Here is a 15,978-nt window from a genome sequence, read left to right as displayed (position 1 = left end):
GCAACTGCAATAGGCCCGCACCTCATCAGGCGAGATAAGGGCAGAGCTCGGCTTCCATTGCTTCCATCTCGGCCCTGATCCAGTCGGTGAACCATTCGACCTTGGGCGGCGGCGGGCATTCGGCGGTGAGCATATAAAGGCCGTAACCGCTTTTGAACGGCTTGCCCTTCACGCATTTCAGATGCCCGCGCCGCAGGGCTTCGGCCGCAATGGTAAGGGGGGCAAGCGCCACCCCCGCGCCCGTCATCGCCGCCTGCACCATCATGCCCGAATGACTGTAGGCCTTGCCTGCGCTGACAACCGGGCCTTGGATGCCATTCAGCTCCATCCATTCGGTCCAGAAATTCCGCCCCTCGATCTCCAGAAGCGGATAGCGGATCAGGGTTTCAACCGTGATGTCATCCCCGTTCGTAAGGCCGGGCGCATAGACGGGCATCACCTGCTCCACCCGCACCGGCACGGTGTTGGGCGGCATCCGGTCAATCCAGCCCCCCCGTATCGCGAGGTCATATCCCTCCGCCACCAGATCGAAGGGCCGGTCATCGGCATTCAGGCGCAAGTCCAGCTCGGGATGTTGCTGGCTGAAGCTCGAAAGGCGCGGGATCAGCCAGTTGATGGCGAAGGACTGATAGACGGTGATCCGCAGCACATTGGGCTCGTTCCGCCGCTTCAGCCCCGCAATCGTGCTGTTGATGCCGGCGAGCGCCGCCGTCACAGCATCGGCAAGCTCGCGGCCCGCCGGTGTCGTTACGATCTCGCGCGGGCGGCGCACAAAAAGCGGCAGGCCAATCTCTTCCTCCAGCCCCTTCACCTGCTGACTGACCGCCGACTGGGTGCGCGCCAGCTCCTGCGCGGCGGCAGTGAGGCTGCCGTGGCGCGCCGCTGCCTCGAACGCCAGAAGGCCCGACAGGGTGCGAAGCCGGTATTCCATGATTTTTCCTTAGATATGTTAAGGCTCAGACTTAAATGTACGAATTTGTGAGCCACCGCATTTCTATAGTAAATAAAGCTTATAGCGACAGTGGAGAAGCAAAATGACGAAAAAAGTCACCCTCTTCCAAAGCCCAAGCAATTTTTGGGCTCGCATGGCCCTCGGCCTTGCTCCTGCAGACGATATTCTCCCCGTAGCAGGGCGGGCCCGAGCATGCGACAGCGAGGACCTCAGGGGATGCAGGACCGGCCAACCGTCCCTTCATCATACGGCCCGGATCCTGACCTCCTGATCATTGTGTTCCTGAAAAGCAAACGCGCCCGTCACCATCCATGACGGGCGCGTTTTTCATTCTGCGGGACAACAGGCTCAGATGGCGAGCATTGCCGTGCGGCGGCGCGCCACAATGCCCGCCATACCGAAACCGAGAATGAACAGGAGCCAGGCGGCAGGTTCCGGGATGCCCGGCATGACACCGCCTTCACCGGTCAGGCGGATGGCCGGCATGCTCGGCACCTCGGGCATATAGCCCATTGTGCCATTGATATTGTGGAAGATGCCGTCGTCATACGAGGGAAGATTGCCTTCATAATAGGTGAAGACCTGATGGGCCGTCGTATAGAATTTGAAGTTCACATGATAGGCGTGGCCGGCTTCCAGCGTCAGCGGGGCAACATTGAAATCAACCCAGCCAAGGCCGTCGGTTGAGACGATGCCGCTGCCTGACTGCAGGATCGTGCCGCCAAGCGCACGGTTGAACGTGGTGACTTCCATAATGTCCCAAAGGACATTGACCTTCGTGAAATCGGAAAAGAGCCCGATGCTGGACAGGTCGAAGTCGTCAGCCATTTCAAAAAAGACCCCGCGACCATAGCCAAAAAATCCGTTCGATTCTTCAGCCGTCACTGACCCTTCGGGATCGTTAGGCGGGGTGAATTCATAGGTGCTTGCCGCATTGGCACTGAAGCTGAGCGCTGCCGCAGCCAGCAGCCCCCTGAGGAGGGTTTTCATGATGGTGTTCCTTCGCGTTTCTCGCTTGTCGCTTAATTCAGCATTATTGCTGTTATTTCTAATATTCTGCATTTATGCCGAATATCAATAAACATTAAGTTTATGTTAACCATTTGAGCAAAACAGGGCGGAAACCGGCCATTTCCGGCACCAGCATTCCCTCAATCGGCACTTGTTCGCGCCAATCGATGTGCACCAGCCACCAGAATCGACACGGTCGGCGCGGCAAATTCAGGCAAAGAAAAAGGGCGGTAAAACCACCCTTGATCCGTTTGATTTGATTATGTGCCGAGGATTAGCTCAGCAGGCCTTTCACGATGCCGCTCGCCTTGGCGAAATCCATCTGGCCGGCATATTTGTCCTTCAGCACCGCCATGGTGCGGCCGATATCCTTCAGGCCTTCGGCGCCGATCTCGGCGATGGCCGCTTCGCAGGCTGCCTTCATTTCGGCTTCCGACAGCTGGCGCGGCATGAATTCCTGGATGATCTCGATTTCCTCGCGTTCTTGCTCCGCGAGTTCAAGACGGCCACCTTCTTCATAGGCCTTGATGCTGTCCTGCCGCTGCTTCACCATTTTGGCGAGAATGTCGAGCACGATGGCATCATCGTTCCGCTCCGGCCCATCCTGGACGCGAAGCTCGATATCCTTTTCCTTGATGGCCGCGAGGATGAGGCGCACCGTGCCAAGCTTGCGCTTGTCCTTGGCGCGCATGGCTTCCTTCATGGCGTCGTTCAGTTCGTCCCTAAGCATTAGCCCCTGACCTTTGGTCTGTTTTTCGGAAGCGCCGATAATAGCTTAGCACCTGCAGCAGAGCAAACGAGTTTATTTTGATTAAGTCATTGATTTGTAATGAATTTTTTTTCTGAGCTTTTTCTTGACCCCGCCACCCCTTTTCTATAGTGTCCCGACAATTTGGCCGCCCCCCAGCGCGTTTTCGCGCCACCCTCTCGGCTGGCCAGACCCTTGCAAATCCGGGCTTAAACGCCTGTGTTAGCAAGAAAAAGTCAGCACCGATGCCATGGAAGGAACCTGCCGCTATGACCGACTCCACCCGCTCGCCTGACCATTCTTCCTCTGATATTACCGCCGTCCTTGTTCTGGCTGACGGTACAGTGTTCCGGGGACGCGGATTTGGCGTGGAGGGCGATACGGTTGGCGAGGTCTGCTTCAACACCTCGATGACGGGTTATCAGGAAATCCTCACCGATCCTTCCTACGCCGGCCAGATCATCAACTTCACCTTCCCCCATGTCGGCAATGTCGGCACCAACGACGAAGACATGGAAACGAAGAAGCCCGCAGCACGCGGCCTTGTGATCCGCGAGGATATCACGCTGCCCGCCAACTACCGCGCCGCCGAGCATCTGGAAGCCTGGACTGCCAAGCAGGGTCTTATCGGTATCAGCGGTATCGATACCCGCCGCCTGACCCGCATCATCCGCGAGCGCGGCGCGCCCACGGGCGTGATCGCCCACGCCAAGGATGGCAAGTTCGATATCGAAAAGCTGATGCTGAAGGCCAAGCAGTGGCCGGGCCTGAAGGGCATGGATCTGGCAAAAGAGGTTACCTGCCTAGAGGCCTACAGCTGGACCGGCACCCGCTGGACCATCGAAGAAGGCTACGGCGACCTCAAATCCCCGAAAGCCCATGTCGTGGCTGTCGATTACGGCGCCAAGCATAATATCCTCCGCTGCCTTGCCGAAACCGGCGCTCGCGTGACCGTGGTGCCCGCCACCGCCACCTTCGACGAGATCATGGAGCACCAGCCCGATGGCATCTTCCTGTCGAACGGCCCCGGCGACCCGGCAGCCACCGGCGAATATGCCCTGCCTGTTATCAAGAAGCTGATCGACACCGGCCTGCCCATCTTCGGCATCTGCCTCGGCCACCAGCTTCTGGCCCTCGCCTTTGGCGGCACCACCTACAAGATGGCGCAAGGCCACCGCGGTGCGAACCACCCGGTGCAGGACCTGCGCACAAAAAAGGTCGAGATCACCAGCATGAACCACGGCTTCTCGGTCGATGCCGCAAGCCTGCCGGCCGATGTGATGGTGAGCCATATCTCGCTCTTTGATAAAACGGTATGCGGCCTTGCCCACAAAACGAAGCCGATCTTCAGCGTGCAGCAGCACCCCGAAGCGAGCCCCGGTCCGCAAGACAGTTTCTATCTGTTCGAAGAGTTCATGGCCCTGATCCTGAACCATAAAAAAGCCGCCTGATCCCCGAAGCGCCAGACAACAGGAAAAGAACCATGCCAAAGCGTACAGACATTAAAAGCATCCTGATCATCGGCGCCGGTCCCATCGTCATCGGTCAGGCGTGCGAGTTCGATTACTCCGGCACGCAGGCCTGCAAGGCTCTCCGCGAAGAAGGCTACCGGGTCATCCTCGTGAATTCGAACCCCGCGACGATCATGACCGACCCTGAGCTTGCCGACGCCACCTATGTGGAGCCGATCACGCCCGAGGTTGTCGAGAAGATCATCGAGAAGGAAAAGCCCTGCGCCATCCTGCCCACCATGGGCGGCCAGACGGCGCTGAACACGGCTCTCGCGCTCGAAGCCAACGGTGCGCTGAAGCGGCATAATGTCGAGCTGATCGGCGCCACCGCCGACGCCATCGACAAGGCCGAGGACCGTGAGCGGTTCCGCGAGGCGATGGCCAAGATCGGCCTCGATTGCCCGCGCAGCGAAATCGCCCACACGATGGACGAAGCCCTCGCCGCGATGGACAAGATCGGCCTGCCCGTCATCATCCGTCCGAGCTTCACCATGGGCGGCACCGGCGGCGGCATTGCCTATAACAAGGAAGAGTTTGTCGAGATCGCCACGAAAGGCCTCGACGCCAGCCCGACCACCGAAATCCTTGTCGAGGAATCCATCGTCGGCTGGAAGGAATATGAGATGGAAGTCGTTCGCGACAAGGCGGACAATTGCATCATCGTCTGCTCCATCGAAAACGTCGACCCCATGGGTGTTCACACCGGCGACAGCATCACCGTGGCCCCGGCCCTGACGCTGACCGACAAAGAATACCAGATCATGCGGAACGCCTCGATCGCCGTTCTCCGCGAGATTGGCGTCGAAACCGGCGGTTCGAACGTGCAGTTTGCGGTGAACCCCGAAAACGGCCGCCTGATCGTGATCGAGATGAACCCGCGCGTGAGCCGTTCGTCGGCGCTCGCCTCCAAGGCCACCGGGTTCCCGATTGCCAAGATCGCTGCGAAGCTCGCGGTCGGTTACACGCTTGATGAGCTTGATAACGACATCACCGGCGTAACGCCCGCTTCGTTCGAGCCGACCATCGACTATGTCGTCACCAAAATCCCGCGCTTCACCTTCGAAAAGTTCCCGGGCGCGCAGGCCGTGCTTTCGACCGCGATGAAATCGGTTGGTGAAGCCATGGCGGTTGGCCGTTCCTTCCCGGAGAGCCTGCAGAAAGCCATGCGCTCGATGGAAACGGGCCTCACCGGCCTCAATGAAGTGAAGTTCGACGATTATGTGCCGGGTTCGGGCGACTATACGCCGATCCGCAACGACCTGCGCATCGCAAAGCCCGACCGCCTGCTGCGCATCGCACAGGCCCTGCGCGAGGGCATGACGGTTGAAGATATCAACGCCGCCTGCCTTTATGAGCCCTGGTTCATCCGCCAGATCGCCCGCATCGTAGAGGCCGAGAACAAGCTGAAAGCCGAAGGTCTGCCGAAGGATGCGAAAGAGCTTCGCGCGCTGAAGATGCTTGGCTTCTCCGACGCGCGCCTCGCACAGCTGACGGCCAAGCAGGCAACCGAGATCATGGACATCCGCCACACGGTCGGCGTTCGCCCGTCCTACAAGCGGATCGACACCTGCGGCGCCGAGTTCGACGCCAAAACGCCGTATCTGTACTCGTCGTACGAGACCTTCGCCGACGGCGAAGCGGCCGAGTGCGAAGCCCTGCCGACCGACCGCGAGAAGATCGTGATCCTCGGCGGCGGCCCGAACCGGATCGGTCAGGGCATCGAGTTCGACTATTGCTGCTGCCACGCCTGCTTCTCGCTCTCGGACGCCGGGTACGAGACGATCATGATCAACTGCAACCCCGAAACCGTGTCCACCGACTATGACACCTCGGACCGCCTGTATTTCGAGCCGCTGACTGCCGAAGACGTGATCGAGATCATCCGTACCGAGCAACAAAAGGGTAAGGTGAAGGGCGTGATTGTGCAGTTCGGCGGCCAGACCCCGCTGAAGCTCGCCGAAGCGCTCGAGGAAGCCGGCATCCCGATCCTCGGCACCAGCCCCGATGCCATCGACCTTGCGGAAGACCGCGAGCGCTTCCAGGTGCTTGTGAACAAGCTTGGTCTCCTGCAGCCGAAAAACGGCCTCGCCCGCAGCCTTGAAGAAGCGCTCGCCGTGGCAACCGAGGTCGGCTACCCGGTTCTCCTGCGCCCCAGCTACGTCCTCGGCGGTCGCGCCATGGAACTGGTGCATGACGAAGAAGGCCTGCGCCGTTACATCAACGAAGCCGTTCAGGTTTCGGAAGGCAGCCCGGTACTGGTGGATGGTTTCCTCAAAGACGCCATCGAAGTCGACGTCGATGCGCTTTCGGACGGCGAAACCGTTCATATCGCCGGCATCATGGAACATATCGAGGAAGCGGGCATCCACTCGGGCGACAGCGCCTGTTCGCTGCCGCCCTATAGCCTGCCCGTCGGCCTCGTGAACGAGATCAAGCGTCAGGCGCGGCTTCTGGCCAAAGCGCTCAATGTGGTTGGCCTGATGAACGTGCAGTTCGCGGTGAAGAACGGCGAAGTTTACCTCATCGAGGTGAACCCGCGCGCCAGCCGCACCGTGCCCTTCGTGGCCAAAGCTGTGGCAAGCCCGATTGCCGCAATTGCCGCCCAGGTGATGGCCGGTGCCAAGCTTTCGAGCTTCCAGCTCAAGGACCCGATCACCGAGCATGTGGCGGTGAAGGAAGTGGTGATCCCATGGGCGCGCTTCCCGGGTGTCGACGTCCTTCTGGGCCCTGAAATGAAATCGACCGGCGAAGTGATGGGCATTGACCGCACCTTCGCGATGGCCTTCTACAAATCCCAGCTCGCCGTTGGCGTGAAGCTGCCGGAAGAAGGCCAGGTCTTCGTGTCCGTGAAAGACAGCGACAAGCACGCCCTTGTGCCGCTCGTCCGCGACCTTCTGGAAATGGGCTACGGCGTGGTTGCCACCACCGGCACCGCCAAATACCTGAATGACAACGGCCTTGCCGTGAAGTCGGTCTTCAAGGTTGGCGATGGCCAGCGCCCGCATGTGCTCGATGTCATGAAGAACGGCGAAGTGCAGCTGATGTTCAACACCACCGAAGGCAAGCAGGCCATCAAGGACAGCTTCGGCCTTCGTCAGGCCGCGCTTACCATGAAGGTACCTTACTTCACCACGATGGCCGCATCCCGCGCCGCCGTACAAGCCCTGCGCGCTGTGCGTGCCGGCAAGCTCGATGTCCGCAGGCTGCAGGACTTCGCCGACTGACGCGAAGACATCATACCGAAATGCGAAAGGGCGGCCCATCCGGTGCCGCCCTTTTCGTTTCAGAAATGCGCTTTCAGGATCAGGTTCAGCCCCAGCTGGTCGGTCGGGAAGGCGCCACTGTCGGGGATGCCGAATTTGTTGGTCCAGATATCGATTTCAGACCCAAGGTAAAGGCGGTGGTCACCAAGGCCCATCGCCTTTCCCATATCCCATTTCACCTGCGGCACCAGATGAAGGTTGGCCGCCTGCGGCCCCCAGCCCATCACATAGTCGGCGAAGCCGTCGATCACAAACTCCTGCTGCCCGATACTGAAACGTTTGCGCCAGCTGACGGTCACCTGCGCATCTTCAAACCCCGCACCCTTGCCGGTATCCTTGCGTGCATAGACATTCACCTGAAAGAAGGCAAAGCCGGGTACGGCAAGTGACGTGCCGGGGCCGATGAGCAGCGCCTCGACCCCGTTCTTGCCCTTTTCCCATGTGGTGGCAATTGTCAGGTCTTTCAGGAAGCCATCGTCCGGCAGGTTAATGAGCCCCACCTTCTTCAGGCTGAAGCGCGGTGAAAATTCGCCGTACCAGCTGCCACCCCGCACCGGATTGTCGTGATAGTCGGTGACATCGACAAACATGAAAAGATCGCCAAAGGACCAGCCGCTGGCGTGTTCGAACGTCAGTGTTGTGGCGTCGTCGCCTGTCACCTTGAAATTGGTGCCGAAAAGCGCTGTCAGGCTGGTGTCCGTCCATTGCACCAGCTTGTCACCAGCTTCCGCCGCCACGCTGAACGTACAAAGGAGCATTGCCAATGCCTTGCGCACGACCGCCATGCCCGAACCCCTTCTCTTCCGCCTGCCTGCCCCCGGTTACAATGCTAGGGAAGTTGGCTTAAGGAATGGTAAGCAAGCCCTTGGGGCAACCGGCGCAGAAAGGGCGGCCCGTCAGGGCCGCCCTTTCCATTTCCTCGCTGTGGAATTCTTCAGTTGCCGAAGGAGCTTTCGACCGGCGGCAATCCGGCTGCCAGACGGCCGGTGAAAAGCTGCTGGCGTTTTTCTGGCAGCGGATGGAACTGCCCCGCATGCACATCGCGCAGTAGCCGCTCCAGCCCGTGCTTGCGGAAGAAACCGGCACCGCCTGCCACCTCCAGCGCCTTTTCGGTTGCCGCAACCACATGGTTTGCAGCGATCGATTTCCTTACAAGGACCTGGCTTGCAAGCTCTGCACTCGGCGCAAATTTCAGGTCGTCCGCCAGTGCCACCATGGAATCGACGGCAAGCTGGGCCGTGGTCAGCAGGTTTTCAAGCTCGCCCAGCTGGATCGCCGCCACGGCATCAGCCGGCCGGCGAGACGCCTGCTTGCGGGCAATGGCAGCCGCCGCTTCAGCGATCCCGACATAGACGGACATGATCAGCGGCATGGCAACCGATACGATCACTGCGAAGGCCGGGTGGAAAGGCCCACGCGGGCGCTTCATCCCGACGGCTGCATCCGCCACGAACACGTCCTTGAACTGGATGGACTGCGAACCGGTTGCCCGCATGCCCATGCTTTCCCAGTCGCCCATCAGCTTCACACCCTCTGCCTTCAGCGACATCGGGAAGTGAATGACGGAAGGGCCGTCCACCGGGCAATTGAAGGCGCAGGAGGTGATGGCAAGGTCACCCACCGGCGACCCGCTTGCAAACGCCTTGAAAGCGTTGATGCGATAACCGCCTTCCACCTTCACCGCCTCGCCGCCGGAATCGAGCCAGTCATTGGCCCCGGTGCTGACGAGCACCAGTTCGCCTTCCAGCACCTTCGACAGAAGCGCCGCACCCGGCTTTCCGTCCCGGTGGTTCTTGGACGCCGCCGATACCAGATGCTGGTGCATCGACAGGGCAAGTGCGGTTGAAGGGCAATATCCGGCAAGGCCGCGCAGGAAAGCCGCAACCTCGCTATATTTCACACCAGCGCCGCCAAGATCGGTCGGCACCTGCGCGGAAAACACGCCGCGCATCTTGAGCTCGGCATAATTGTCGAACACGAAACTGTCGCTCGCCTCAAGGGCTGCCGAGCGTTCAGCGAACCGGGGGCCAAGCTCGGCCAGGATCGCCTGAAGATCAATCGTTTTGCTTTGATGGTTCATCGGGCTTCCCCCCGTCTGGAACAGACGCCGCTTACGCGGCGCCTTTCGCCAATGCATGGACATCGCGTGCAGCCAGTGGCTGGCCGCCGATGGCCCAATCGCCTTGCTCTACTTCCTGAATACGAACCCAGGTGACCGGGCGCATGGCTTCGCCTTCAATGGCGATCATCGCTTCGGTCACATTCTCGAGCATACGGCGCTTTTGGGCCGGCGAAAACACATCCTTGATCACGTCAATCGTTACGAGCGGCATTTGATTTCTCCTCATGTTGCCTGATCCCGGCGAGCCACCATTGGCCTGATTGCCGGCGATGAAGCGACCTTATGGAAACCGCGGCGCAGTCGATAGTTCACGCATTGAAGTAACGCACTACAGATTCTATAGTAGACCACTTCACTTTTCTGAGTATCGTTGCCATCCCATAAGGGGAGAACCGGTGTGCGTTACGGACAATTTTGCCCGATTGCCAAGGCAAACGAAATACTTGGCGAAAAGTGGACCATCCTGATTATCCGCGAGCTTCTGATGGGGGCGCGGCGTTTCAATGAATTGCAGCGCGGGCTTGGCCTCATTTCCCCTGCCCTTCTGACCACGCGCCTCAAGGCCCTTGAAGATCAGGGAATGGTCGTGCGGCGCCAGATCGGCGGCCAACGCGGCTTTGAATATTTCCCGAGCAAGGCAGCCGAAGAGATGCTGCCCGTCCTTGTCGCCATGGGGGAATGGGGCCTGTGCTGGGCGCGCCGAAACCTCAGTGACAGCGATTATGACGCCGAATTCCTGATGTATTATCTGGAACGCAGCATTATGCCCGAAAGCCTGCCCGGCAATGAAACGGTCATCCGCTTCGAATTCCCGGACTATGAAACCCAGAAGAACTGGTGGCTGGTCGTCAACCGCGACACGGTGGAAGTGTGCATCAAGGATCCCGGCAGGGACGTTGATGTCTTCCTGTCGTCCAGCGTGCGCACCATGGCCGATGTATGGATGGGTGACAGGAGCTACCGGTCTGCCGTCAAGGACGGCGATCTTTCGGTTGTCGGCCCCTCAAGCCTGACCCGCAACCTCTTTGACTGGCTGCGCCCCAGCATCTTCGCCGAAAGCCCGCGCCCGCCGGTTTCCGGCGCCGCAGCCTGATACCCGGCGACGGGCGACCGCCCGAAGCTCTTTTCCTTGCCTGAAATAGCGTTCTGCGCTAGAAGTGTAGTTCTGCGCCGGCCCCTTGGGGTCGGCGCAGTGCTTTATAAGAGACGGATGCGCAGCGGCGCGGGCGGGCGAAGGCCCCCGAAAGCCGCGCGGAAAACATCGCATTCTTGTGCCAGTTGGACGGACCCCTATGAACGAAAAAGTACCGATGCTGCGAGACGGCTATCTGAGACTGGAAGCCGAGCTCAAGACTCTGAAAAGCGTTGAACGCCCCTCTGTTGTGCAGGCGATCGAGGAAGCACGCGCACACGGCGACCTTTCGGAAAATGCCGAATATCATGCCGCCAAGGAACGCCAGGGCCTGATCGAAGGCCGCATCATCGAGCTGGAAGGCAAGCTTTCGCGCGCTCAGGTGATCGATCCGACCTCGCTTTCGGGCGATAAGGTCGTGTTTGGTGCCACCGTGACCCTGATCGACGAAGACGACAAGGAAGTCGTTTACCAGATCGTGGGTGCGGACGAAGGCGACGTGAAGGCCGGCAAGATTTCTTACCAGTCGCCCATCGCCCGCGCGCTGATCGGCCGCAATGTCGGCGCCGAGATCGAGGTGAAAACCCCCTCGGGCGAGCGCTATTATGAACTGACCGACCTGAAGTTCATCTGATCAGGCGACACCGCCGCAGAAACGCAAAAGCCCGCCAAACCGGCGGGCTTTTTGTTTGGGCTGACGGCGCGGCTCAGTCGACCGGCGGCAGGGGTACACCCGGCAGCTGTTTAGAGGTTCGGATCGTCAGCGACGTCTTCACGCTTGCTACATTCGGCGAAGCGGTCAGCGAGCTTGTCAGGAACTGCTGGAACGACGACAGGTCATGCGCCACGATCTTCAGGATGAAGTCGATCTCGCCGTTCAGCATGTAGCATTCGCGAACCAGCGGCCAGCTCTGGCACTGTTGCTCGAACGCCTTCAGGTCGCTGTCCGCCTGGCTGTGCAGGCCAACCATCGCAAAGACGGTCAGGCCATATCCCAGCATCTCCTTGTTGAGATCGGCGTGGAAGCCCTGAATATAGCCTTCTTCTTCAAGCGCGCGCACGCGGCGCAGGCAGGGCGGCGCGGTGATGCCTACCCGTTCGGCAAGATCCACATTGGTGATGCGGCCCTCGGCCTGCAGCACAGAAAGAATCTTGCGGTCAACACTGTCGAGCTTGACGCGCCCCATGGCCAGTGACTCCCTGAAATAAGGTAAAATAACAACAAAAGGCCCCGGATTTTCAGACCCTTCCGAGGCAGCCGGGGTAGCCTCCCCGGAAACAAGGCTATACTAGCGATATGCTTGGAAGAAATAAAGTTCCAAAATTGGATAATTTTGTTTCGGCATGCTATAAGCGCTGGCACACCCGGCCTATTCGTATAGAATACCGCGAGCAGTGATTCGAGCACCCCGGAGAGGGTCTTGTTTCCTGCTGTGCGAATGCAGCCATACCTCATTCTCAGGTCTGTGCCGCATTCCAATACCAGAACATCCGGTAACGGGTGCGGGGCAAAGATCAAGGGACGTTATTTCATGCCATCCGGCCCATAGAAGGCCGGGGGTGCGTGTATCAGTGGATAATGGGCAACAACGGTGGCTAAAGCATCCGCGTTCGACATGAACGCGCTTGATAACCGGATCAGGGAGCTTGTGGCGTACGCCCGGGAACGGGACGGCGAAGACCGCACTACGCTCTTCCGCAATCTGGTCGATCTGTTCCTGACGGGGAAGGCCCCGTCGAGGGAGCCTACACGCACGCAACTGCTTGATGTCCTTGAAGCCCTGATCCCCCACGTTGATCCCGAAACCCGCCGCACCGCTGCCGACCTTCTGGCCGGCCTTTCCGAGCCGCCGATGGATCTGGTGCGCCGTATCAGCCGCGACCGCGCCAATCTGGTCTCCGATCTCTTGCGCCGTGCGCCTTTCAGCGAAGACGACATGATCTCGCTGATTGAAACCACAGGCCGCGAGCACCATCAGGAACTGGCCGCCCGCAACGATCTTTCGGCGAATGTCTGGATCGCGCTTGCCCGCGCCACGCCGACCGCCCGCGCGAACGACAGCCAGTCGACCCTCGCCCTGTGGCGCGACGACCTTGGCATCAAGCGCCCGTCGCAGGAATTTGCTGCAACCATCACCCAGCTTCATCCGGACACCAGTGGCCGGGCGCCAGCACGCCTGCGCATTCTGCGCACCGATGAAGACCTGATCGCCCGCGCCGCCGAAGGCGACGAAGACGCCACTGCCCGCGATGAACTGCGCCTGCTGGATCAGGAAGATGTGGTTCGCGATACGCCGCGCGCCACACCGATCCGCCAGATCGTACGGGAACTGCCGGACCCCGGCCCCGGCGGCTGGGCCTTCATGAGCGACCGTGACGGCCTGATCGCCGCCGTTTCGCCCAAGGGCCTTCAAATCCTTGATATTGAAGCTGACGATGTTGTCGGCTCCTCGCTTCTGGACCTGCTTGGCCTGAATGCCAAGCTTGGCCACCCGATCGCACGCGCCCTGCAGCGCCGCAGCGCCATCCATGATGCGCCGCTTTATCTGTCGAACCTCGACAGTCATCATCGCTACTGGACGCTGGAAGCCACGCCGCTGTTCAGCCCTTGCGGTGGCGTTTTCGAAGGCTACGAGGGTATTTTGACCCCGGTGATGCCCATGGAGGACGACGAACCCGTACGCGGCGACACGAACACTGCCGCAGACCCGCTTTTCCTGGACGAAGACGAAAGCGATACGCCGCAGCCCCGCACCGCGGCAGCCGGCCTGCGCATGCAGCCGCTCGCACGCCATGAGGCGGACGAAGATGCTGAACATCGCCCGGCAGTGAATGCCGAAACTGAGCGGCATGTGGGCGATACCTTCGCCATGCTCAGGGCCGAGCTGAAGCATGACGTGCCACCGTCACGCCCGATCGACACCCCGGCCGCTGAACAGCGTCCCGTGCAGCAGCAAGCGCCGGCCCAGCCGCAGGCACAGGCTCCAGCCCCGACACCCGAGCCGATGACGCAGGACGACCTTCGCGCCACGCTCGATACGCTCGACGATGCGATCCGCCGCCTGAGCGAAGCCGCACGGAACGGCAAGCCGCAGCTGCGCCTGCAGGCCGATATCGCAGCAGCCTGCGCCAAGTCCCTGCGCGAACAACTCGACCGCTAGGTCACCCTGTCAGAATCCGGGGAGCAATCGTCAGCCATGAGCGAAGAGAAGATCAAAGGCCCGGCGTCCTATTTTCCTTCTATCGAGAAGAAGTACGGCCAGCCGATTTCCCACTGGAAAGATATTGTCCGCGCGGCTCAGCCGGCCAAGCATATGGAACTTGTTGCCATGCTGAAGGACCAGCACGGCATGGGGCATGGCCATGCCAATGCGATTGTCGCCCACACCCTCGCCGAAGACAAAGGCTGAGCCTTAACGTCTAGGCGTCTTCCCCCAGCTGTTTCGACAGATACACGACGCCCGGCAGGGGATTGTCGTAATAAGCCCCGCAGTCCTTGAAGCCGAGATCATAATAAAGGGCGAGTGCGGGCTTCAGACGCGTCAGCGTATCCAGCACCATTTCGCGGTAACCAAGTGTCTTCGCGGCCTCGAGGACGGCGATGGCGAGCGCCCGGCCGGCCCCTGTCCCGCGTGCGTCCGGGCCCACATAAAGCCGCTTCATCTCGACCCTGCCCTCGCCGCGATCCTTGAGGGCGACCGTACCCACCACCTTGCCGGAAAGCCGCGCCACCAGAAGCGCTACATAGCCGCCCGGATAATCGGCAAGTTCGGCATCAACGCCCTGGAAACACAGGTTTTCGTCGAGCTCGGCGATATAGTCGACAAGCAGGCCGCGGGCGGCTGCAATCTCTTCTGGCCCGCGCGGCGCGCCAATTTCCAAGGCTGTCATTCCGGTTCCTCACCCAACACTTTTGCGCGCCATTATGGTCAGGCGCAGCTGCCCGCACAAGCCATCAGAAAGGCTGCCGAAAAATCGAGATAATCGATCACACTGATCGAACGAGCACGATTGCTTTTCGGTTGAAAGATCATAGAGTAAGGCGCGCGCGTGGTGGCCCTTCAGGCCGCCGCCGGTGGGCTGTCCGGCATCCCGGAAAGCCTTTCCCCGCCCGAATTCAGATTTCAAGTTCCAACCCCGATGGAGGAAAACATGGCAGTTCTCGCCGGTAAACAGGCCCCCGACTTCACCGCACAGGCCGTGATGGAAGACGGCTCGATCAACGAAAGCTTCAACCTGAAAAGCTACCTCAAAGGCAGCTATGGTCTCGTTTTCTTCTATCCGCTGGACTTCACCTTCGTGTGCCCGTCGGAAATCCTTGCGTTCCACAACCGCATGAAAACCTTCAAGGCCCTGAACACCAAGGTTGTTGCCGTTTCGGTTGACAGCCAGTTCACCCACGCCGCATGGCGCAACACGCCGACGTCCGAAGGCGGCCTCGGCCCCGTTGATTTCCCGATGGTTGCCGACCTGACCAAGCAGATCGCCCGCGATTATGACGTGCTGATCGAAGCCGACGGCGTTGCCCTGCGCGGCACCTTCCTGATCGACAAGGAAGGCCTCGTCTGGCACCAGACCGTGAACAACCTGCCGCTCGGCCGTAACGTGGACGAATATGTCCGCCTCGTTGAAGCGCTGCAGTTCCATGAAGAGCACGGCGAAGTTTGCCCGGCTGGCTGGAACAAAGGCGACGAAGGCATGAAAGCCGACGCCGCTGGCGTTGCGAGCTACCTTTCGAAGCACGCTGGCGAGCTTTAAGCTTCCCGCTGCGGCAAGATCAGACGGGCTCCCTGATGGGGGCCCGTTTTCTTTTGTGCCTTGTCCACCGATGGAGCCCGCGCCAGACTGGCCTGCCAGAAGCGGAGCCGCCCGATGACCCTCGACACGACCTTCGATGCCCTGCGCACCCATGCGCTTTCCCTGCCCGAGGCATGGGAAGACCATCCGTGGGGCGAAACGGTCGTCAAGGTCCGCAAGAAGATCTTCGTTTTCCTGAGCTTCCAGAAAGACGGTGCTCTCGCCATTTCGGTGAAACTGCCGCAATCGGCAGAGTTTGCGCTGCTGCATGATTTTGCCGCGCCCACCGGTTACGGCCTCGGGAAAAGCGGCTGGGTTTCTTGCCGGTTTGCAGAAGGCGATGATATCCCGACCGACATGCTGGTTGAGTGGATCAGCCAGAGCTACCGCGCCGTCGCGCCCAAAAAGCTGGCGGCCCTTGTTGCCACGGATGCGTGAGCCC

The 15,978-nt window shown here is 60.2% G+C and carries 17 protein-coding genes; 8 read left to right on the top strand and 9 right to left on the bottom strand.

The genetic code is table 11. The annotated features are described in order from the left end of the window. Positions 1-25 precede the first annotated feature (25 nt). The 3 genes from PH603_RS05460 to PH603_RS05450 form a co-directional block, all read right to left on the bottom strand. Complete coding sequence (locus PH603_RS05460) at positions 26-931, bottom strand: LysR substrate-binding domain-containing protein (RefSeq protein WP_289504983.1); 906 nt, start codon at positions 929-931, stop codon at positions 26-28. A 369-nt stretch (positions 932-1,300) separates the two neighbouring features. After that, a complete protein-coding gene (locus tag PH603_RS05455) occupies positions 1,301-1,942 on the bottom strand; it encodes a PEP-CTERM sorting domain-containing protein (RefSeq protein ID WP_289504981.1) in 642 nt (213 codons plus the stop codon). A gap of 295 nt (positions 1,943-2,237) precedes the next feature. Continuing rightward, positions 2,238-2,693, bottom strand: a complete 456-nt coding sequence (locus tag PH603_RS05450; protein ID WP_289504980.1) for a GatB/YqeY domain-containing protein — start codon at positions 2,691-2,693, stop codon at positions 2,238-2,240. A gap of 287 nt (positions 2,694-2,980) precedes the next feature. Here PH603_RS05450 and carA point away from each other — a divergent pair, with 287 nt between their 5' ends. Further along, positions 2,981-4,162: a glutamine-hydrolyzing carbamoyl-phosphate synthase small subunit gene (gene carA / locus PH603_RS05445; protein WP_289504978.1), complete on the top strand. Its 1,182-nt coding sequence runs from the start codon at positions 2,981-2,983 to the stop codon at positions 4,160-4,162. A 32-nt stretch (positions 4,163-4,194) separates the two neighbouring features. Beyond that, positions 4,195-7,446 carry a carbamoyl-phosphate synthase large subunit gene (carB, locus tag PH603_RS05440; RefSeq protein ID WP_289504977.1) on the top strand — a complete coding sequence of 1,084 codons (3,252 nt, stop codon included), beginning with the start codon at positions 4,195-4,197 and terminating at the stop codon, positions 7,444-7,446. Positions 7,447-7,505: 59 nt separating this feature from the next. On the opposite strand, the gene PH603_RS05435 is transcribed toward carB, so the two are convergent. The 3 genes from PH603_RS05435 to PH603_RS05425 form a co-directional block, all read right to left on the bottom strand. Next, on the bottom strand, positions 7,506-8,270 hold the full coding sequence (locus PH603_RS05435) for an outer membrane protein OmpK (RefSeq protein ID WP_289504976.1): 765 nt from the start codon (positions 8,268-8,270) through the stop codon (positions 7,506-7,508). A 149-nt stretch (positions 8,271-8,419) separates the two neighbouring features. Continuing rightward, positions 8,420-9,565: an acyl-CoA dehydrogenase family protein gene (locus PH603_RS05430; protein ID WP_289504975.1), complete on the bottom strand. Its 1,146-nt coding sequence runs from the start codon at positions 9,563-9,565 to the stop codon at positions 8,420-8,422. A 31-nt stretch (positions 9,566-9,596) separates the two neighbouring features. After that, the gene (locus PH603_RS05425) at positions 9,597-9,818 is read right to left on the bottom strand and encodes a tautomerase family protein (protein ID WP_289504974.1); all 222 of its coding nucleotides are present in this window, start codon (positions 9,816-9,818) and stop codon (positions 9,597-9,599) included. Positions 9,819-10,004: 186 nt separating this feature from the next. On the opposite strand from PH603_RS05425, the gene PH603_RS05420 reads away from it, so the two are divergent. Next, positions 10,005-10,700, top strand: coding sequence for a winged helix-turn-helix transcriptional regulator (locus tag PH603_RS05420; protein ID WP_289504973.1), 696 nt, complete (start codon positions 10,005-10,007; stop codon positions 10,698-10,700). A gap of 199 nt (positions 10,701-10,899) precedes the next feature. Then, on the top strand, positions 10,900-11,373 hold the full coding sequence (greA, locus tag PH603_RS05415) for a transcription elongation factor GreA (protein ID WP_289504972.1): 474 nt from the start codon (positions 10,900-10,902) through the stop codon (positions 11,371-11,373). 73 nt (positions 11,374-11,446) lie between these two features. Here the strand turns inward: greA and PH603_RS05410 are convergent, their stop codons facing one another. Then, positions 11,447-11,926, bottom strand: coding sequence for an Lrp/AsnC family transcriptional regulator (locus PH603_RS05410; RefSeq protein ID WP_289504971.1), 480 nt, complete (start codon positions 11,924-11,926; stop codon positions 11,447-11,449). Between the two features lie 405 nt (positions 11,927-12,331). Here PH603_RS05410 and PH603_RS05405 point away from each other — a divergent pair, with 405 nt between their 5' ends. Then, complete coding sequence (locus PH603_RS05405) at positions 12,332-13,900, top strand: PAS domain-containing protein (RefSeq protein WP_289504970.1); 1,569 nt, start codon at positions 12,332-12,334, stop codon at positions 13,898-13,900. A 36-nt stretch (positions 13,901-13,936) separates the two neighbouring features. Next, on the top strand, positions 13,937-14,149 hold the full coding sequence (locus PH603_RS05400) for a DUF4287 domain-containing protein (RefSeq protein WP_289504969.1): 213 nt from the start codon (positions 13,937-13,939) through the stop codon (positions 14,147-14,149). Positions 14,150-14,159: 10 nt separating this feature from the next. Here the strand turns inward: PH603_RS05400 and PH603_RS05395 are convergent, their stop codons facing one another. Then, complete coding sequence (locus PH603_RS05395) at positions 14,160-14,630, bottom strand: GNAT family N-acetyltransferase (protein WP_289504968.1); 471 nt, start codon at positions 14,628-14,630, stop codon at positions 14,160-14,162. A gap of 9 nt (positions 14,631-14,639) precedes the next feature. After that, positions 14,640-14,867: a hypothetical protein gene (locus PH603_RS05390; protein WP_289504967.1), complete on the bottom strand. Its 228-nt coding sequence runs from the start codon at positions 14,865-14,867 to the stop codon at positions 14,640-14,642. Positions 14,868-14,891: 24 nt separating this feature from the next. On the opposite strand from PH603_RS05390, the gene PH603_RS05385 reads away from it, so the two are divergent. Continuing rightward, positions 14,892-15,497, top strand: a complete 606-nt coding sequence (locus PH603_RS05385; RefSeq protein ID WP_289504966.1) for a peroxiredoxin — start codon at positions 14,892-14,894, stop codon at positions 15,495-15,497. A gap of 114 nt (positions 15,498-15,611) precedes the next feature. Then, the gene (locus PH603_RS05380; RefSeq protein ID WP_289504965.1) at positions 15,612-15,974 is read left to right on the top strand and encodes an MmcQ/YjbR family DNA-binding protein; all 363 of its coding nucleotides are present in this window, start codon (positions 15,612-15,614) and stop codon (positions 15,972-15,974) included. Positions 15,975-15,978 lie beyond the last annotated feature (4 nt).

Source organism: Gimibacter soli (genome assembly GCF_028463845.1).
Lineage (GTDB): Bacteria > Pseudomonadota > Alphaproteobacteria > Sphingomonadales > Kordiimonadaceae > Gimibacter > Gimibacter soli.
This window is presented reverse-complemented; position numbering and strand designations above follow the sequence as displayed.